The following is a 17,918-nucleotide window of genomic DNA, read 5'->3' as shown; positions in this document are numbered from 1 at the left end:
TCGACTATCGGCATCCCAGTCAGTTCGCCACTAAGCTGATTACAGTGAGTGTGACCGCCGCCGCCCGTCCCGGCAACCGCAAAGGGGCTGCACCGAGGCGCGCGAGCGCTGTAGGATGGCGCGATGCTAAGACACACACTGGATTAAACGAGGGTTGATATGACCGACAGTGCGAAATCGACGCCGACCAGATTCGAAGAGGTTCAGCGCGACAATGCCTACAGCGGCTTCTACAAGCTCGATCGCGTGCAACTGCGTCACGAGTTGTTCGATGGCGGCATGAGCCCGGTTATCAACCGTGAGATTTTTGTACGCCACGATGCCGTGTGTGTACTGCCCTACGACCCGCAGTGCGATGAAGTGGTGTTGATCGAGCAATTTCGTGTGGGCGCCATGGGGCGCACCGACAACCCCTGGCTGGTGGAAATGGTGGCCGGCCTGATCGACAAGGACGAGCAACCGGAGGAGGTTGCACACCGCGAAGCCGAAGAGGAAGCTGGGCTGACCTTCTCCGCGCTGTGGCCGATCACCAAATATTTCCCCTCGCCGGGTGGCAGCACCGAATTCGTCCACCTGTTTTTGGGGCGTTGCGACAGTGCCGGTGCCGGCGGTATCCATGGCCTGGCCGAGGAGGCAGAAGATATCCGTGTCACCGTCTGGGCTTTTGAAGATGCCCTGCAAGCGGTACGCGACGGTAAAATTTCCAACGCAGCCAGCATTATCGCCCTGCAATGGCTTGCGCTTAATCGCGCGGAAGTGAGGGGGCTATGGCAGTAAAGGTACGGGAACGCTACCGGGTTGATCTGATCGGCTTGCAAGCCGCTTGCGAGGCCAACTACGCGCGGCTGATGCGCCTGTTGCCGGACATGCGCCACGCGCCCGAAGCGCGCCGGATCGCCGTGACCCACGGCGACCAGATGCTCGGCGTGTTGAACCTGGAAGTGATCCTCACCTGCCCGTACACCAGCACCCTGCGGGTGCGCCAGGAGCACAGCCTGCCGTGGCTGCCGGTGCCGCAGCTGGAAGTGCAGGTGTATCACGATGCACAGATGGCCGAAGTGGTCAGCGCCGAACATGCACGGCGCTTTCGCAGCATCTATCCTTACCCCAATGTGTTCATGCACCAGCCCGATGAGAAAGCCCAGCTCAATGTGTTCCTCGGCGAGTGGTTGAGCCATTGCCTGGCGTTGGGCCATGAGTTTGAAGTCGTGCGGTAGATGTGAACTGCGTCTGCTTCACGGGTTTCCTCTTTGTATCCTGCCCCAGCATAATTGCGCCCATTGTCCATTTTTCGTGATCGCCCTGGGAGAACGCCTTGCCGAGCGTATCCATCGTGAACCCTGATGCGCCGGCGTTGCTGGTGCAACTGTCTGACAGCCACCTGTTTGCCGAGGCCGACGGTACGCTGCTGGGCATGAACACCCGTGACAGCCTGCAGCGGGTGATTGACCTGGTCCGCGCCCAGCAGCCGCAGATTGATTTGCTGCTGGCCACCGGCGACCTGTCCCAGGACGGCACGCTTGCGTCCTACCAGCTGTTTCGCGAACTGAGCCAGCAGGTCGGGGCCCCGGCGCGCTGGATCCCGGGCAACCACGATGAGCCGCAGGTCATGGCCGAGGCCACCATGGGCAGTGCGTTGCTGGAGCCGGTGGTGGATGTGGGCAACTGGCGGGTCATTATGCTGGACTCCGCCGTGCCGGGCTCGGTGCCGGGTTATCTGGCGGATGTGCAACTGCAGCTCTTGGCCCAGGCGTTGAGCGAAGCACCGGGCCGCCATCACCTGGTGTGCTTCCATCATCACCCCGTGCCTATCGGCTGTGCCTGGATGGAGCCGATTGGCCTGCGTAACCCTGAGGCGCTGTTCGCTGTCCTCGACCGGTTTCCCCAGGTACGGGCGGTGCTGTGGGGGCATGTGCACCAGGAAATCGACCGCGAACGCCATGGCGTGCGCCTGCTGGCGTCGCCGTCGACCTGTATCCAGTTCACCCCGGGCAGTGAGGATTTCAACGTCAGCGAACAGGCCCCTGGCTATCGCTGGCTGCGTTTGCATGCCGATGGACGCTTGGAAACAGGCGTAGAGCGGGTCCAGGGGTTTGCCTTCACCGTCGATTACGCCAGCAATGGCTACTGATCTATTGACGGTGGTCCCGCGCTAACCTCACCACCGTAACGCCTTGCCCCAGATGCCGCAGCGAAGGCTGAATCAACACGCAGTTGTCATACGGCGTGACGATTTCGCGCTGGGCATCCCGGGCGATCACCGTTCCCGCGTGGCTGATCCGCTCCAGGCCACGAAAGTCATCGGTGAAACTGAAGTCCATGCTGTGGGCAATCACTGGGTCAGTGACTTGCAAACATTGCTGGGCTGCAGGTTTTTCCTGGCTGAGAAACGTCGATACATCCGCCTCGACGACTGCCTGAGTCGCAATCAGGAAGCGGGCCGCGACGTCGAGGGCGACCCGTTCACTGCTTTTCGAAAAGTGCTGGCCGGTCTCGATCAGCAGCGCATTCTTGGGGCTGGCGGCATCGCCGAATCCGCCGTAGTCACGCATGCGCCGGCCGTTGGCGTGGCCGGCGTCTGCGACGATGGTTGCCGGTACGCCTAATGATTGGGCGAACGCCAGGCCTTTGGCGCATGCACCGCACATCATCAGCGGCGGTGATTCTTCGTGCATTGAGTGGATATCGAGCAGCAAATCGACGCTGTCGATCAGCGGGCGCAGCTCCCGGGCGCGGCGCAATTCGGCGGAGTCGCGCGGGCCGTCGAGGGTTGATGGCAGCCAGACGCGGTTCATGTCCTCGTCAATAAAGCGGGTCGCATCAATGTCCTGTGGGTCGAAGCGTTGATAGGCCTGTATGTTGGCAAAGCCCAGTGACAATCGCCCTTGGCGCGGGCGCACCCCGCTACGCAACAGGGCGTCCACCGCGATTGCGCCGCTGACTTCATTGCCATGGGTCAGTGCCATGATCAGCACATGGGGCCCTGGCGTGCCGCTGTCGAAGCTGTGGATGTAGTCGATCCCGCAGTTACCGGTTTTCCATTGGCTCAGATCAGGGAACTGGACCTCCACGGGGTAGGGTTTGAGTGCTGCACGAACCTGCTCAAGGGTTTTCATTTCAGTCTCCGACTGACCGAGGTGTGCACTTGCCGCGCGGGCTTGGCGCGCGACAAGCAGGAAGGGTTTGTTTAATGGGCAGCGGGGTGGGTGCCGCGCATGCGTCGGCCCAGGCAGATAATCGCCAGTACGCTGATCAGAATGGTCGCCATGACATAAAAGCTGGGGGCCAGCTTGCTGCCGCTGGCGTCGATCATCCAGGTCACGATCAAGGGCGCAAAACCACCAAACAGGGTGACGGAAAAGTTGTAGCTCAGCGCCAGGCCGGTCCCGCGAATGCTGGTTGGGAAAATATCGGCAAGCATCGCCGGGATGGGCCCCAGGCAGGCAGCGATCAACAACCCGACAATCGCCTGCACGGTCAGCAGCGTAGAAAAGCTGGGGAAGGCGTTGAGCAGGGCGAACATCGGATAGGACGAAAACCCGGTAAGCAGCAAGGCGATTGTCAGTACTCGAAAGCGTCCGTAGCGATCGGATAAGCCGCCAAATACCGGGGCCATCAACATCAGGGTCACGCCAGTCATCAGCGCCCCGAGATACGAAGAGGTGGCGGTGATGTTCAGTTGTTTAAGGGCATAAATGGGCATGTACAGTTTGTGCACATAGTTGAATGCTGTGGCCCCGGCCACCACGCCGATAGCCAGCAACAGGCTGACGTGCCCTTTGACCAACACATCGCGCAGCGGCGTCTTCACCTTTGTGCTGGCGGCGGTTTTCTTGAAGTCCGGGGTTTCATCGATTTGCGTGCGAATGTAGAAACCCACCGGCCCGATCAGCAGGCCGAAGCCGAAGGCCACACGCCAACCCCAGTCGTTCAACTGCACATCCGACAGCACATAGCTGAGGATTGCACTGACCCCCGCGGCCAGTACGGTCGCCAGGCCCTGGGTCGACAATTGCCAACTGGCAAAGAAGCCACGGCGTTTGGCATCGGCGTGCTCGACCATGAATGCGGTCGCCGCACCAAACTCACCGCCCGTAGAAAAGCCCTGGAGCATGCGCGCAACGATGATCAACAGCGGCGCTGCCAAGCCGATCTGCTCATAGGTCGGGGCGAAGGTAATCATTGCGGTGCCGATCAGCATGATCATGATCGACATCGTTAACGATGCCTTTCGCCCGGCCCTGTCGGTGTAGGAGCCGAGCACGATGGCGCCCAGGGGGCGCATCAGGAAGGAAATGCCAAACGAGCCTACGGCCAGCAGCAGTGAGGTGGTTTCGTTATCGGATGGGAAAAACTGTTTGCTGATCACTACCGCGAAATAGCCGTAGATCAGCAAATCATAAAACTCCAAGGCGTTACCGACACTGGCAGCGACGATCTCCTTCCATGGACCTCGCTGGGTTGGAGCCTGTGCCGATGATAAGACGGATGATGGGACTGTCATGGGTGTGCACCGGGTCTGTTTCACAGTTGGCATTCGGATTCGCCGAACCGCAGCGCGGCCTGACGAGATCGAAGGCATTAATTGTTATGGGTGAAAGCCCGGGTGAAATTGAATCAAGTGCGCACGAACAGCAATTGCCGTTTCGGCACAGGTTTGAGCTGTTTTGGCACGGGGCCGACAGGCATTGGGTTTTACGCATCTTGGAGTTGATGCAATGCCTGGCGCTATGATCGCAAACGCTGTTGGCGCAACGACAGGTTCACAGACCTTCCCAGATCTTCATGACCATTTCGCTCTGGTTGGCGTGCAGGCGATGCAGCGAGACGTCGAAGGCGACGTGAAACTCGGGGCCGCCTGCAATCAGCAACTCGCCCGAGGCCAGCGCATCCTTGACCACCATGCGCGGCAGCCATGCCAGGCCTCTGCCACGCTTGGCCATTTCCAGGATGGCGTCATAAGAGTCCGCTTGGTAGACCATGCGCAGCGCCAGGTGCTGTGGCAGCCGCTCAAGGTGCTGGGCCAGTACGCCGCGCAGTGCCAGGGACGGAGAAAAGGCCAGCCAGGGGATGCTCATGGCGCAGGGCGCGGTGCAGATCTGCTGGCGCGGCAGGCCATTGGCGTCCGGCGCACTGACCGGCAACAGTACCTCATTGGCCAGTACCCGGGAGTCGCAACGCTCCGCGCCCAGCAGGGTCTGGGTCAATGGGCTGGAAAAGCTCAACAGCAGGTCGACCTCGCCGGCGGACAGCTTGCTGATCGCTTCTTGCGCCCCGCTGGTGACCAATGACACCGCAAAATTGCCCAGGCGCTGGTGCAATGACTCGTACCAGTCGGGGAAAAAATCGCTGGCCAGGGTCCGGCCGGTGGCGATGCGCACAGGCTCGTCGCGGCTCAGGGTGGTGCCTTTGAATTGCGCCCTGACAGTGGTCAGCAGTTGCAATGATTGTGTCGCGGCGTCCAGGAACAGCACGCCGCAAGGCGTCAGTGACAGGGGCTGTTTGCGCTCGATCAAGGGTGTACCGACCCATTCTTCCAGGGCGCGGATACGTCGGCCGAACGCCGGGTGCGTGACACAGCGATTTTCGGCGGCCCGCGACAGGCTGCGGGTGCGGGCCAGTTCGATAAAATCCTCAAGCCATTCTAGTTGCATGCGGTTTTCCTGCCTGGCGGCTCATCAACGCGGCGCCACCGATAGTACCGCCAGCGGCGATGGGCTGCACCCACAACCCCCGCGTTCCCTGTAAACTGCGCCCCTTTGGCTGATAACGCACGGAGAGCCCTGCATGTCCGCTTCGATCTTGTATATCCACGGTTTCAACAGTGCGCCGGCCTCGACCAAGGCCAGCTTGCTGATGGGCGTGATGGACAGTCTCGGTCTGGCCGACCAACTGCGGGTGCCGGCCTTGCATCATCACCCACGCCAGGCGATGGCCCAGCTGGAGCAGGCGATCGGCGAGCTGGGGCGGCCGCTGCTGGTCGGCAGCTCACTCGGCGGCTACTATGCAACCCATCTTGCCGAACGCCATGGCCTCAAGGCGCTGTTGGTCAACCCGGCGGTCAGCCCCCATCGCATGTTCGACGGTTACCTGGGCACCCAGAAGAACCTCTACACCGATGAAACCTGGGAACTGACCCACGATCACGTCGCGGCCCTGGCTGAGCTTGAGGTTGCAGCGCCCCAGGATGCCCAGCGCTATCAGGTGTGGTTGCAGACCGGGGACGAAACACTGGATTATCGCCTCGCCGAGCAGTATTACCGGGCCTGTGCCTTGCGTATCCAGGCTGGCGGCGACCACGGTTACCAGGGCTTTGGCCGACAGTTGCCGGCGTTGTTGAGTTTTGCCGGCATTGGCGCAGATCAGTACCAATCCTTCGATTTCACCGCATTGTGAAACCGCAGGTTACTTTTTAATCGAACGACTCACGACGAGACCCCATGGCCACTCCCAGCGCTAGCTCTTATAACGCCGACGCCATCGAAGTCCTCTCGGGCCTCGACCCGGTGCGCAAACGCCCCGGCATGTACACCGACACCAGTCGGCCGAACCACCTTGCCCAGGAAGTCATCGACAACAGCGTCGACGAAGCCTTGGCCGGGCATGCCAAGTCGGTCCAGGTCATCCTGCACGCCGACCATTCCCTGGAAGTGTCCGACGACGGGCGCGGCATGCCGGTGGACATCCACCCGGAAGAGGGCGTGTCGGGTGTCGAGCTGATCCTCACCAAGCTGCACGCGGGCGGCAAGTTCTCCAACAAGAACTACCAGTTTTCCGGCGGCTTGCACGGTGTGGGTATTTCCGTGGTCAACGCCTTGTCCACGCAGGTGCGGGTCAAGGTCAAGCGCGACGGCAACGAATACCAGATGACCTTCGCCGATGGCTACAAGGCCACCGAGCTGGAAGTGGTCGGCACGGTCGGCAAGCGCAATACCGGGACCAGCGTGTACTTCGCGCCGGACCCGAAGTACTTCGATTCCCCGAAATTCTCCATCAGCCGCCTCAAGCACGTACTCAAGGCCAAGGCCGTGCTGTGCCCGGGCTTGCTGGTCAGTTTTGAAGACAAAGGCACTGGCGAGAAGGTCGAGTGGCACTACGAAGACGGCCTGCGTTCCTACCTCGAAGACTCGGTCAGCGAGTTCGAGCGCCTGCCCAACGAGCCGTTCTGCGGCAGCCTGGCAGGTAACAAGGAGGCCGTGGACTGGGCCTTGCTGTGGCTGCCTGAAGGTGGCGACAGCGTCCAGGAAAGCTACGTCAACCTGATCCCCACCGCCCAGGGCGGTACCCACGTCAACGGTCTGCGCCAGGGCTTGCTGGATGCCATGCGCGAATTCTGCGAATACCGCAGCCTGTTGCCGCGCGGTGTGAAGCTGGCGCCGGAAGACGTCTGGGAACGCATCGCCTTTGTGCTGTCGATGAAAATGCAGGAGCCGCAATTCTCCGGCCAGACCAAGGAACGCCTGTCGTCCCGCGAGGCCGCGGCGTTTGTCTCGGGCGTGGTCAAGGATGCGTTCAGCCTGTGGCTCAACGAGCACCCGGAACTGGGCCTGGCCCTGGCGGAGCTGGCGATCAACAACGCCGGCCGTCGCCTCAAGGCCAGCAAAAAGGTCGAGCGCAAGCGCATTACCCAGGGCCCGGCATTGCCCGGCAAGTTGGCGGACTGCGCCGGCCAGGACCCGATGCGCTCCGAACTGTTCCTGGTCGAAGGTGATTCCGCCGGTGGTTCGGCCAAACAGGCGCGGGACAAGGAATTCCAGGCGATCCTGCCGTTGCGCGGCAAGATCCTTAATACCTGGGAAGTCGATGGCAGCGAAGTCCTGGCCAGCCAGGAAGTGCACAACATCGCCGTGGCCATTGGCGTCGATCCAGGCGCCGAGGACATGAGCCAGTTGCGCTACGGCAAGATCTGCATCCTGGCCGACGCCGACTCCGATGGTCTGCACATTGCCACGTTGCTCTGCGCACTGTTCGTCCAGCATTTCCGCCCGCTGGTGGATGCCGGTCACGTCTACGTGGCCATGCCGCCGCTGTACCGCATCGACCTGGGCAAAGAAATCTTCTACGCCCTGGACGAGGCTGAACGCGACGGCATCCTCGACCGCCTGGTGGCCGAGAAGAAGCGCGGCAAGCCACAAGTCACCCGATTCAAGGGCCTGGGTGAAATGAACCCGCCGCAACTGCGCGAAACCACCATGGACCCGAACACCCGGCGCCTGGTGCAGTTGACCCTCGAAGACTATGCCGCCACTTCGGAAATGATGGACATGTTGCTGGCCAAGAAGCGCGCCGGCGACCGCAAGGCCTGGCTGGAGTCCAAAGGCAACCTGGCCGAGGTATTGGGCTGATGCGCAGCGGTTTCGCCCTGGCGATACTGTTGTTGAGCGGGTTGGCAGCTACCTCAGTGGTTGCCCAACCTGCGGCCGAGCTCAAGTTGTTGTCCGAACACCCGGTAGACGGCATACGCGGCGGCAACCTGTCGGGCCTGGCCTTGTGTGGCAAGGACTTGTGGACGGTCTCTGACCGCGACGACGACCAGATCTACCGCCTCGATACCCGCGCCGACACCTGGCAGGCCGAGGCGGTAACGATCAACGTGCCGCCGGTGCCCGAGTCTGGCCTGCCCTGGGGCTTGCGCGCACGCACCACGGCGGCGTCGGTGATTCGCGGCGGCGACCTGGATTTTGAAGGCATCAGCTGTGACGCCGCGGGTAATCGCTATATCGTCAGCGAAGCCCATGCGGCCGTGCTGCGGGTGCCGGCAAGCGGTGATCCCGAGTGGCTGAAGATTGCCCCTGGCATGGTCCGCGAGGCGCGGGCCAGTGGCCTGTTGTTGCACTTCAATGCCCTGTTTGAGGGCTTGGCGGTCAACCCCGAGGGCAACCAGATCTGGCTGGCAGCCGAGCGTGAGCGGCGCGGGCTGATCTCGATCAAGCGCGGGCAAAGCGTTTGGGATTGTGATGGCCCATGCGTACTGTTGAGCGAAGCCGGCCAGGAAATGCAACCGGCGCAGTTTCCGGGGGCCAAGGCGGTGTCCAAGGACTTTGCCGACCTGGCGTTGTTCAACGGCAAGCTGTTTACCCTGGAGCGCAACGCGTTCCAGATCTGCCGGCGCGACAGCGTGACGGCCAAGGTCGAGTTGTGTTGGTCGTATGCCGATGAGGCCCTGGTGCCAAATCGACGTTACTCCCAGAGCTACGGCCTGGCGGAAGCCCTGTTGATTGACGCCGACGGCGCCTGGATTGGCATCGACAATAATTTCGGCGCTCGGGCCGATGCTGAAAAACGCCCGATGGTCTATCGTTTTGCCGCCCCGGCCGGTGGCTGGAGCGCCCAGCCTTGAGTGCGCAACCACCGGGCAAGCGTGCCGGGCGGGTGTTGATGTTCGTGGCCTGGGGGGCCGGACTGTTTCTGGCCACGCGGTTTTTCGGGCAATGGGAGGCGCGGCAGGAAAACCCCAATGCCGTGGTCACCTCACAGCAACACGAGGGTTATATCGAAGTGAAACTGGTCGGCAACGGCCAGGGGCATTTCGTCGCCACTGGCCAGATCAACGGCCAGCCGGTGGATTTCATGCTCGATACCGGCGCCACCGATGTGGCGGTGCCGGCCGAGTTGGCCGAACGCCTGGGGCTCAAGCGCGGTTTGCCGGTGACCTTGAGCACCGCCAACGGCCGCAGCCAGGGCTATCGCACCCACCTCGACCGCCTGCAGTTGGGCGATATCGTCCTGCAGGACGTGCGCGCCCTGGTGGCGCCGGGGCTGGGTGGCGAGCAAGTGCTGTTGGGCATGAGCGCATTGAAACAACTTGAATTTACCCAGCGTGGCGGCACCTTGCTGCTACGCCAGACCAGACAATGATGAGGCCCGCATGAGTGACATCCTTGCAGACAGCTTAGACGGCGTAGAACGCCGGTCGCTGGCTGACTTCACCGAAAATGCCTACCTCAACTACTCCATGTACGTGATCATGGACCGTGCCTTGCCGCATATCGGCGACGGCCTGAAACCGGTACAGCGGCGCATTATCTACGCCATGAGTGAGTTGGGCCTGGACGCGGACTCCAAGCACAAGAAGTCGGCGCGTACCGTCGGTGACGTGCTCGGCAAATTCCACCCCCACGGCGACTCGGCGTGCTACGAAGCCATGGTGCTGATGGCCCAGCCGTTCAGCTACCGCTACACCCTGGTCGATGGCCAGGGCAACTGGGGTGCGCCGGATGATCCCAAGTCGTTCGCCGCCATGCGTTATACCGAGGCGCGGCTGTCGCGTTACTCCGAAGTGCTGCTCAGCGAGCTGGGCCAGGGCACGGCAGACTGGGGCCCGAACTTCGACGGCACCCTCGACGAGCCATTGGTATTGCCGGCGCGCCTGCCCAATATCCTGCTCAACGGCACCACCGGCATTGCCGTGGGCATGGCCACTGATGTGCCACCGCACAACCTGCGTGAAGTCGCCACTGCCTGCGTGCGCCTGCTCGATGAGCCCAAGGCCACGGTTGAGCAACTGTGTGAGCATATCCAGGGCCCGGATTACCCGACCGAAGCGGAAATCATCACGCCGCGTGCCGACCTGCTGAAAATGTACGAGACCGGCAAGGGCTCGGTGCGCATGCGTGCGGTGTACCACATCGAAGATGGCGACATCATCGTCACCGCCTTGCCGCACCAGGTCTCCGGCGCCAAGGTGCTGGAACAGATTGCCGCGCTGATGCAGGCCAAGCCGTCGAAGCTGCCGCAAGTGGCGGACCTGCGTGACGAGTCCGACCACGAGAACCCTTGCCGCATCGTGATCATCCCGACCAATAGCCGGGTCGATCACGAAGTGCTGATGCAGCATCTGTTTGCCAGCACCGAGCTGGAATCCAGCTACCGGGTCAACGTCAACATCATTGGCCTGGACGGCAAGCCGCAGCTGAAAAACCTGCGCAACCTGCTGGTGGAGTGGCTGGAGTTCCGGGTCAATACCGTGCGCCGCCGCCTGCAGTTCCGCCTGGACAAGGTCGAGCGTCGCCTGCACCTGTTGGACGGCTTGCTGATCGCCTATCTCAACCTGGATGAAGTGATCCACATCATCCGCACCGCCGAGCACCCGAAAGCCGAGCTGATCGCGCGTTTCGAGCTGAGCGAGATCCAGGCCGACTACATCCTCGACACCCGCCTGCGTCAGTTGGCGCGCCTGGAAGAGATGAAGCTGCGCGACGAACAGGACGCGCTGCTCAAGGAACAAGCCAAGCTGCAAGCCCTGCTGGGCAGCGAAGCCAAGCTCAAGAAGCTGGTGCGCAGCGAATTGATCAAAGATGCCGAAACCTATGGCGACGACCGCCGCTCGCCGATTGTCGAGCGTGCCGAAGCCAAGGCCCTGACCGAAACCGAGCTGTTGCCCAACGAGAAAATTACCGTCGTTCTGTCGGAAAAGGGTTGGGTTCGTTCCGCCAAGGGGCATGATATTGATGCCACTGGCTTGTCGTACAAAGCCGGCGATGGGTTCAAGACCGCCGCAGCCGGGCGTTCCAACCAGTTCGCGGTGTTTATTGACTCCACCGGGCGCAGTTATTCGGTGCCGGCCCATACCCTGCCATCTGCACGGGGCCAGGGCGAGCCGTTGACCGGCCGCCTGGCGCCGCCGCCAGGGGCAAGTTTTGAGTGTGTATTGCTGCCCGATGATGACTCGCTGTACGTCATCGCCTCTGACGCCGGCTACGGTTTCGTGGTCAAGGGCGAGGATTTGCAGGCCAAGAACAAGGCGGGCAAGGCGCTGTTGAGCCTGCCGAACAACGCCAAGGTGATCCTGCCGCGTCCGGTCGAGGACCGTGAGGGCAATTGGCTGGCCTCGGTGACCACCGAGGGGCGTTTGCTGGTGTTCAAGATCAGCGACCTGCCGCAGTTGGGCAAGGGCAAGGGCAACAAGATCATTGGTATCCCAGGGGAGCGGGTGGCCAGTCGCGAAGAGTACGTGACCGACATCGCGGTGATCCCGGAAGGCTCTACCCTGGTGCTGCAGGCCGGTAAACGTACGCTGTCCCTGCGCCCTGATGACCTTGAGCATTACAAGGGTGAACGTGGACGCCGCGGGAACAAATTGCCCCGTGGCTTCCAGCGGGTGGATGCTTTGCTGGTAGAAACACCTGCTTAAAGCGATATAGAGCGCCCGATCTACGATTTAACGCGTAGATCGGCGCTTTCGCGCTGGAGTCATGGCGCATATTCACGGATGATATGGCCTTTCCAGCGCCGGCGTGGCTGAGCGCGTATAGGTTATTTTTAGTATTACATTGTGGTTTGCCTTGTGGCAGCCACCTGGATGGGATGATGACTGCTCCACGCCTTCCTTTATTTTTGATGCTCGCTGGCCTTTTGGGGTTGGCGGGTTGCACTACGCACCAACCGGTGTCGCTGTACCAGCTGGATAGCGGAAATCCGGCGCAGCCTGCGCAAAGTGCTGGCATGGCGGTCTTGCTCGGGCCGGTCGTGGTTGCCGATTACCTGCAACGTGAAACCCTGCTGCAACGCCAGGACGATGGCAGCCTGCAAGGCTCCATCGACGGCCGTTGGGCCGGTAGCCTGTCGTCAGATATCAACCAGTTGATGCTGCGCCAGGTGGCCGGCCATCTGGACAGCCAGCGTGTGGTGCTGTCGCCGGCGCCCACCAGCTTCACGCCGGATGTGCAGGTGTTGCTGACTATCACGCGCCTGGACTCCGGGGCTTCGCAGCCGGCCATCCTTGACGCGCAATGGCGCCTGATCGACCGCCGTGGCCAGGTGCGGGACAACCGCATTGTGCATCTGCAGGAGCAGCATGCCGGCAGCACCGCTTCCCAGGTCCAGGCCCAGGGCGTGTTGTTGCAGCGTTTGGCTGAGCAGTTGTCGGTTGCCCTCAAGCCATTGGCCAACCAGCCACCGATTGCCGAGGCCCCGCGCAAGCAGGCCCCGGCGCCGGCCAAGCCGGCAGCCCCGGAAAAGCCGAAGATCCCGATGGCATCGCCGATTCGTACGGATATGGAAGTGTTCAGGTTCTGACCTGAATCGCAGCCAAATAAAAGGCCCGCTGAGTAAGCGGGCCTTTTTGTTTGGCGCAGATCCAATGTGGGAGCGGGCTTGCCCGCGATAGCTCAGTGTCAGTCGACACTTGATTGACTGATCCAGCGCTATCGCGGGCAAGCCCGCTCCCACACAAGCCTGTGTCACATTGCTGGCTTGTTGCGGGTCTCATGCATCCGTGCCAGCTGACGTTCCAGCATCGACGGGTAAGGCTCCATCAAGCGCTCTACACAGCACGCGCCTTCAGGGCTGGCAATCGGGCGGATACGTGCGCGTTGGCGGATCAAGGCGTCGTCGCTGATCTTGCGCTCCACCAGCAGCAGGTTGCGGCTGTGTTGCGACAAGGCCAGGGCGTCCTGGGCGTTTTCGGTCAGCAGCAGATCAATCTGGCTCATGCCATACAGATCATCGCCCAATGTCAGGCCCAGTTGCAGTTGCAGGGTGATGCCGCTGTCGGCGACTTCGATCTGCAAGGCATGGCCCAGGGCGCGCAGCAGTTCACCGCAGCAGATGGCATTGGTCAGGTAGTCTTCGCCGCTGTCTTCGCTGTGGAACAGCATCAACGTGCTGCCGTCGTTCAGGGTGTGCAGTTCGCTCTGGTACAGCGAGGCTGCCTGGTCCAGGCAATCGCGGTAGCGTTCCAGCAACTCGGTCAGGCGTGCCCGTGGCAGGCGGCGCAATTGCTCCTGGGCGCCCAGTTGCACGGCCAATACCGCGCTGTGCTGGGGCTGGCTGCTCGCAGGCCGAGGCGCGACCACCGGGCTTGGCGCCGACTCGTCACGCAGGTCGGCAAACGGATCGTCATCGTCCAGGCTGTCTTCTTCGGCCTTGATGGCCGTACGCGGTGCCGGCTTGAGGCCAGCCATCGGCGTCGACTCGTCGAAGCTCGGATCGCGCAGGTTGCGCACTTCGAACTCGGGTTCGTCGTCATAGTCGGTGTCGTCGAACTCCGGCTCGGGCTTGGCTTCAGGTATGACCGGCTCCGGGGCAAAGCTGGTGTGCAACTGGCGGGCAAGGTCGCCGATCTCATCCTGGCGGTCGGTGGCCGGGGTGTGTTCGTCGATATCGCGCAGCCAGATGCGCAATTGCATCAGCGGCGTGGAGATATGCCGGCCCAGGCGCAGGCTCAAGGCCAGGGCCAAGGCCAGCAGGATCGCGCTGAGGATGCCCATGCTTTGCAGGCTGATGGTCATCGGCTGCTGGAACTGTTGCATGTCCAGGCTGATGCGCAATTGGCCGGCTTTCACATCCTGAAACGTGATATTGCTCTGGTACAGGCCTTCGGCCTCACCCAGCAGGCCGTTTTTCGGGCGTTGCCCGGCTTCGGCCATGATCCGGTTGTCCACGCTGTAGATGGCCGCGTGGGCCACCAGCGGGTTCTTGGTCAGGTTGTTGAGCAGCACGTTGAGGCTGAGGATGTCGTTGGACACCAACAGTTCGGTCGCCGAGGTGGCGGTCTGGGTCGTCAAGCTCTCGCCCAGGGCGTCGGCTTGCTCGTGCATGGCCTGTTTGAACTGCAAACCCATCACGCAGGCGTAGATCACCAGGGCCAGGGCGACCAGGATCACGTTATGGCTGGCGATGCGTAATGCGATCGGTACACGGCGGTGGCGCAGTGCCCGGAAGATCAGCAGGAAGAAGTTATCGGTTTTTACTGGCGTGGGCCGGTTCACTTGCGCTCGGCTCTTGGTCCGTGAAGTTGACGCGCAGTATAGCGACAGGCCCAAGACCGGCAAAGCGCTGGCTGTGCCCGATGGTCACTGAAAGTGGGTAGAATGCGGTTTTTTTCCAGCTCGGGGGTGCGCTTTGCGCGAAATTGTCCTGATTAACATCACCGGTGTTGACCGTCCGGGTCTTACCGCAGCCATTACCGGTGTTCTGGCCCAGGGTGGCGTGACCATTCTCGACATTGGCCAGGCCGTGATCCACGACACCCTGTCGTTCGGCATCCTGGTGGAGATTCCAGATACCGAACAGGCGTCGTCTGTGCTCAAGGACATCCTGTTTACCGCCTATAAGCTGGACCAGCAGGTGCGTTTCACTCCGGTATCCGAAGCGGATTACCAGCATTGGGTGGCCGGCCAAGGCAAGAAACGCCACATCGTCACCCTGCTGACGCGCAAGGTCACCGCTGAACAATTGCAGCGGGTCAGCTCGATCACTGCGCAATATGGCTTGAATATCGACCATATCGACCGTCTGTCGGGTCGCATGCCCTTGGACACCCCGGCGGACCAGGGCAAGGGCTGCATCGAGTTCTCCGTGCGCGGTGAGCCGGCTGACCCGCAAGCCTTGCGCGCCGAGTTCCTCAGCGTGGCCCAGGAACTGAACGTGGATATCGCCTTCCAGGAAGATTCGCTGTTCCGTCGTAACCGGCGCCTGGCGGTGTTCGACATGGACTCGACTCTGATCGAAGCCGAAGTTATCGACGAGTTGGCCAAGGCCGCAGGTGTGGGCGAGCAAGTCTCCGCGATCACCGAGCGCGCCATGGCCGGCGAGCTGGATTTTCGCGCCAGCTTCAAGGAGCGCCTGGCATTGCTCAAGGGCCTGGACGTCAGCGTCCTCGATTCCATCGGCGCCTCCCTGCGCTTGACCGAAGGTGCCGAAACCCTGTTCGCCGAACTCAAGCGCCTGGGCTACAAGACCGCGATCCTCTCGGGCGGCTTTACCTACTTCGCCAAGCAATTGCAGGCCAAGCTGGGCATCGACTACGTGTTCGCCAACGAGCTGGAAGTGGTGGATGGCAAGGTGACGGGCGTGGCGGTCGAACCGATTGTCGATGCGCAACGCAAGGCTGACTTGCTCAAGGAGCTGGCGCACAAGGAAGGTTTGCGTCTGGAGCAGACCATTGCGGTCGGCGACGGCGCCAACGACCTGCCGATGCTGGCTATTGCGGGGTTGGGCGTGGCCTTCCGGGCCAAGCCGCTGGTCAAGCAATCGGCCAAGCAGGCGATTTCGACCTTGGGGCTGGATGGTGTGTTGTATCTGTTGGGGCTGCGTGACCGCGACGGTCAATAACGACAGGAACGCGGTCAAAAATGTGGGAGCGGGCTTGCTCGCGAAGGCGGTGTGTCAGTCAACTAAGGTGTCTACTGTCACACCGCCTTCGCGAGCAAGCCCGCTCCCACATTTGATTTTCGCTGTATTCGGATCAGGCTTTTGGCAGCGCGATACCCTGGCCCATCTGCACCGGCGTTCCCGCCACCAGTTCTTCAGCCCACTTCACCTGATCCGGCCCAAACAGCACGATAGCGGTCGAACCCAGCTTGAAACGCCCCAGTTCCGCACCTTTTTCCAGGTGGATCGGCGCACGGGCGGCTTCGTCGTAGCGCACGGTTTTCAGCTCGCGCTTGGGCGGCGTTACCAGGCCGGCCCATACGGTTTCAATCGACGCAACAATCATCGCGCCCACCAATACCACGGCCATCGGGCCGCGTTCGGTGTCGAACAGGCAAACCACACGCTCGTTACGCGCAAACAACTCCGGCACGTTTTCGGCCGTGGTCTGGTTGACCGAGAAAATCCGCCCAGGCACGTAGACCATTTCCCGCAGGGTGCCGGCCAGTGGCATGTGCACGCGGTGGTAGTCCTTCGGCGACAGGTAAATGGTGGCAAAGTCGCCGCCCATGAACGGTGCGGCAACGGCGGCGTCGCCACCGAGCAGTTCCAGCACGCTGAAACTGTGGCCCTTGGCCTGGAATACGCGGCCGTGCTCGATCGGGCCGAGCTGGCTGACCGCGCCGTCTGCCGGGCTCAGCACCGCGCCTGGGGTTGGGTCCAGGGGGCGGGCGCCGTCTTTCAGGGCGCGGGTGAAGAAGGCGTTGAAGTGCTCGTAAGCGGTCACGTCTTCTACCAGGGCCTGGGACATATCCACCTGGTAGCGCTTGGCGAACCAGGTGGTGAAGGCATTTTTAAACCAGCGCACACGGCATTCGGCAATGCAGCCGGCCAGGCGCGACAGCAGGTGGTGGGGCAGCAGGTACTGGCTGAGGATAAACAAACGCTTTTTCATGAACTGTCCTTAAACCTTAAATCTCGACGGGGGTGTCGGGGTGGTTGCCCCATTCGCCCCAGGAACCGGCATAACCTTTGACTCGCGGATAACCGAGCGCCTTGGCCACCAGGTAGGTGAAGCCAGAACGGTGGTGAGTCTGGCAGTGGGTAATGATTTCTTTGTCTTTGGTCAGGCCCAGGCCTTCGAGGATCTGCGGCATGTCGCGGCGGATCCGCAGGTTACGTGCCTTGTCCATGCCCGCCGTCCATTCGAAGTTGACTGCGCCGGGAATATGCCCGCCCTTGGCCGCGAGGACTTTTTCGCCGCTGTATTCCAGCGGGCCACGGGCATCCCAGATGCCCAGGTCGGCAGCACCGAGGCGGCTTTGCAGGTATTCGCGGGTGGCGGTGGGCTCGTCGTGCAGGGTCAGGCTGACCGGGCCGCCGACGGCTGCGGTGGCCTCGGTGGACACGGGGTGCTGTTCATCCAGCCATGCCAGTAGGCCGCCATCAAGGTAGTGATATTTCTTGTGGCCGATCACGTCGAGCAACCAGATAAACCGCCCGGCCCAGCCGCCGCCTTCGTCGTCATACACCACGTAGGTGGCATCCGGGGTGTGGCCCAGTTCGCCGAACAGTTTCTCCAGGTCGGCCTTGGCCGGCAGCAGCCCTGGGGCCGGTGGCTGGCCCAACTGGGTGCGCTTGGGGTCGACAAAGTGCGCGCCGGGGATATGCCCCTGGGCATAACGGGCGGCGCTGGTGAGGTCCACCAGAATCAACGGCTCGGCGGCGAGGCGACTAAGTAGGTCGCTGGGTTCGATCACCAGCGGCAAGCCAGAAAAGTCAGGCATGTGAGGTCTCCCGGGCGCTAGGTTGGGTGATAAAAG

The 17,918-nt window shown here is 61.9% G+C and carries 16 protein-coding genes; 10 read left to right on the top strand and 6 right to left on the bottom strand.

Going from position 1 to position 17,918, the window contains the following annotated elements:
• Nucleotides 1–159 precede the first annotated feature (159 nt).
• From HBR93_RS04840 to cpdA, 3 genes are all read left to right on the top strand, one after another.
• Complete coding sequence (locus HBR93_RS04840) at nt 160–777, top strand: NUDIX domain-containing protein (RefSeq protein ID WP_169959891.1); 618 nt, start codon at nt 160–162, stop codon at nt 775–777.
• The gene (locus HBR93_RS04835) at nt 768–1,217 is read left to right on the top strand and encodes a DUF1249 domain-containing protein (protein WP_057437343.1); all 450 of its coding nucleotides are present in this window, start codon (nt 768–770) and stop codon (nt 1,215–1,217) included. The genes HBR93_RS04840 and HBR93_RS04835 overlap by 10 nt, the downstream gene beginning before the upstream one ends.
• A 98-nt stretch (nt 1,218–1,315) precedes the next feature.
• A complete protein-coding gene (cpdA, locus tag HBR93_RS04830) occupies nt 1,316–2,131 on the top strand; it encodes a 3',5'-cyclic-AMP phosphodiesterase (protein WP_115127244.1) in 816 nt (271 codons plus the stop codon).
• Between the two features lies 1 nt (nt 2,132).
• Here the strand turns inward: cpdA and HBR93_RS04825 are convergent, their stop codons facing one another.
• The 3 genes from HBR93_RS04825 to HBR93_RS04815 all read right to left on the bottom strand — a co-directional run bounded on the left by HBR93_RS04825 (nt 2,133) and on the right by HBR93_RS04815 (nt 5,654).
• Nucleotides 2,133–3,116, bottom strand: coding sequence for a M14 family metallopeptidase (locus tag HBR93_RS04825; protein WP_169959890.1), 984 nt, complete (start codon nt 3,114–3,116; stop codon nt 2,133–2,135).
• A 71-nt stretch (nt 3,117–3,187) separates the two neighbouring features.
• The gene (locus tag HBR93_RS04820) at nt 3,188–4,504 is read right to left on the bottom strand and encodes an MFS transporter (RefSeq protein ID WP_169959889.1); all 1,317 of its coding nucleotides are present in this window, start codon (nt 4,502–4,504) and stop codon (nt 3,188–3,190) included.
• A gap of 259 nt (nt 4,505–4,763) precedes the next feature.
• Nucleotides 4,764–5,654: a LysR family transcriptional regulator gene (locus tag HBR93_RS04815; protein ID WP_169959888.1), complete on the bottom strand. Its 891-nt coding sequence runs from the start codon at nt 5,652–5,654 to the stop codon at nt 4,764–4,766.
• A gap of 133 nt (nt 5,655–5,787) precedes the next feature.
• Between HBR93_RS04815 and HBR93_RS04810 the strand changes: the two genes are divergently transcribed.
• The 6 genes from HBR93_RS04810 (at nt 5,788) to HBR93_RS04785 (ending at nt 13,017) form a co-directional block, all read left to right on the top strand.
• Nucleotides 5,788–6,396, top strand: a complete 609-nt coding sequence (locus HBR93_RS04810; protein WP_115127248.1) for a YqiA/YcfP family alpha/beta fold hydrolase — start codon at nt 5,788–5,790, stop codon at nt 6,394–6,396.
• 44 nt (nt 6,397–6,440) lie between these two features.
• The gene (parE, locus tag HBR93_RS04805; protein WP_057437361.1) at nt 6,441–8,345 is read left to right on the top strand and encodes a DNA topoisomerase IV subunit B; all 1,905 of its coding nucleotides are present in this window, start codon (nt 6,441–6,443) and stop codon (nt 8,343–8,345) included.
• A complete protein-coding gene (locus tag HBR93_RS04800) occupies nt 8,345–9,340 on the top strand; it encodes an esterase-like activity of phytase family protein (protein WP_169959887.1) in 996 nt (331 codons plus the stop codon). Before parE ends, HBR93_RS04800 begins: the two co-directional genes overlap by 1 nt.
• The gene (locus HBR93_RS04795; RefSeq protein WP_057437365.1) at nt 9,337–9,858 is read left to right on the top strand and encodes a TIGR02281 family clan AA aspartic protease; all 522 of its coding nucleotides are present in this window, start codon (nt 9,337–9,339) and stop codon (nt 9,856–9,858) included. Before HBR93_RS04800 ends, HBR93_RS04795 begins: the two co-directional genes overlap by 4 nt.
• A gap of 10 nt (nt 9,859–9,868) precedes the next feature.
• The gene (gene parC / locus HBR93_RS04790) at nt 9,869–12,133 is read left to right on the top strand and encodes a DNA topoisomerase IV subunit A (protein ID WP_057437367.1); all 2,265 of its coding nucleotides are present in this window, start codon (nt 9,869–9,871) and stop codon (nt 12,131–12,133) included.
• 176 nt (nt 12,134–12,309) lie between these two features.
• Entirely contained in the window at nt 12,310–13,017 is a 708-nt protein-coding gene (locus HBR93_RS04785) for an ABC-type transport auxiliary lipoprotein family protein (protein ID WP_057444497.1), read from the top strand.
• Between the two features lie 164 nt (nt 13,018–13,181).
• Here HBR93_RS04785 and HBR93_RS04780 read toward each other — a convergent pair whose 3' ends face one another.
• Nucleotides 13,182–14,711, bottom strand: coding sequence for an AhpA/YtjB family protein (locus tag HBR93_RS04780; protein ID WP_057437372.1), 1,530 nt, complete (start codon nt 14,709–14,711; stop codon nt 13,182–13,184).
• A gap of 133 nt (nt 14,712–14,844) precedes the next feature.
• Here HBR93_RS04780 and serB point away from each other — a divergent pair, with 133 nt between their 5' ends.
• On the top strand, nt 14,845–16,056 hold the full coding sequence (gene serB / locus HBR93_RS04775) for a phosphoserine phosphatase SerB (RefSeq protein WP_115127251.1): 1,212 nt from the start codon (nt 14,845–14,847) through the stop codon (nt 16,054–16,056).
• Nucleotides 16,057–16,189: 133 nt separating this feature from the next.
• Here serB and asd read toward each other — a convergent pair whose 3' ends face one another.
• Both asd and HBR93_RS04765 read right to left on the bottom strand, forming a co-directional pair.
• Nucleotides 16,190–17,050 carry an archaetidylserine decarboxylase gene (asd, locus tag HBR93_RS04770; RefSeq protein WP_057437374.1) on the bottom strand — a complete coding sequence of 287 codons (861 nt, stop codon included), beginning with the start codon at nt 17,048–17,050 and terminating at the stop codon, nt 16,190–16,192.
• 16 nt (nt 17,051–17,066) lie between these two features.
• Entirely contained in the window at nt 17,067–17,882 is an 816-nt protein-coding gene (locus tag HBR93_RS04765; RefSeq protein ID WP_169959886.1) for a rhodanese-like domain-containing protein, read from the bottom strand.
• Nucleotides 17,883–17,918: the final 36 nt, after the last annotated feature.

Origin of the sequence: Pseudomonas sp. WS 5411 (genome assembly GCF_012985595.1) — a bacterium.
In the GTDB taxonomy this organism is placed as follows: domain Bacteria; phylum Pseudomonadota; class Gammaproteobacteria; order Pseudomonadales; family Pseudomonadaceae; genus Aquipseudomonas; species Aquipseudomonas shahriarae.
The sequence above is the reverse complement of the archived record's forward strand: the minus strand, read 5'-3'. Positions and strand labels throughout refer to the sequence as shown.

What these genes read in the sequence shown, in the direction of transcription:
- HBR93_RS04840 (WP_169959891.1), top strand. Translation starts at nt 160, where the DNA reads ATGACCGACAGTGCGAAATCGACGCCGACCAGATTCGAAGAGGTTCAG.
- HBR93_RS04835 (WP_057437343.1), top strand. Translation starts at nt 768, where the DNA reads ATGGCAGTAAAGGTACGGGAACGCTACCGGGTTGATCTGATCGGCTTG.
- HBR93_RS04825 (WP_169959890.1), bottom strand. Translation starts at nt 3,116, where the DNA reads ATGAAAACCCTTGAGCAGGTTCGTGCAGCACTCAAACCCTACCCCGTG.
- HBR93_RS04820 (WP_169959889.1), bottom strand. Translation starts at nt 4,504, where the DNA reads ATGACAGTCCCATCATCCGTCTTATCATCGGCACAGGCTCCAACCCAG.
- HBR93_RS04815 (WP_169959888.1), bottom strand. Translation starts at nt 5,654, where the DNA reads ATGCAACTAGAATGGCTTGAGGATTTTATCGAACTGGCCCGCACCCGC.
- HBR93_RS04810 (WP_115127248.1), top strand. Translation starts at nt 5,788, where the DNA reads ATGTCCGCTTCGATCTTGTATATCCACGGTTTCAACAGTGCGCCGGCC.
- parE (WP_057437361.1), top strand. Translation starts at nt 6,441, where the DNA reads ATGGCCACTCCCAGCGCTAGCTCTTATAACGCCGACGCCATCGAAGTC.
- HBR93_RS04800 (WP_169959887.1), top strand. Translation starts at nt 8,345, where the DNA reads ATGCGCAGCGGTTTCGCCCTGGCGATACTGTTGTTGAGCGGGTTGGCA.
- parC (WP_057437367.1), top strand. Translation starts at nt 9,869, where the DNA reads ATGAGTGACATCCTTGCAGACAGCTTAGACGGCGTAGAACGCCGGTCG.
- HBR93_RS04785 (WP_057444497.1), top strand. Translation starts at nt 12,310, where the DNA reads ATGACTGCTCCACGCCTTCCTTTATTTTTGATGCTCGCTGGCCTTTTG.
- asd (WP_057437374.1), bottom strand. Translation starts at nt 17,050, where the DNA reads ATGAAAAAGCGTTTGTTTATCCTCAGCCAGTACCTGCTGCCCCACCAC.
- HBR93_RS04765 (WP_169959886.1), bottom strand. Translation starts at nt 17,882, where the DNA reads ATGCCTGACTTTTCTGGCTTGCCGCTGGTGATCGAACCCAGCGACCTA.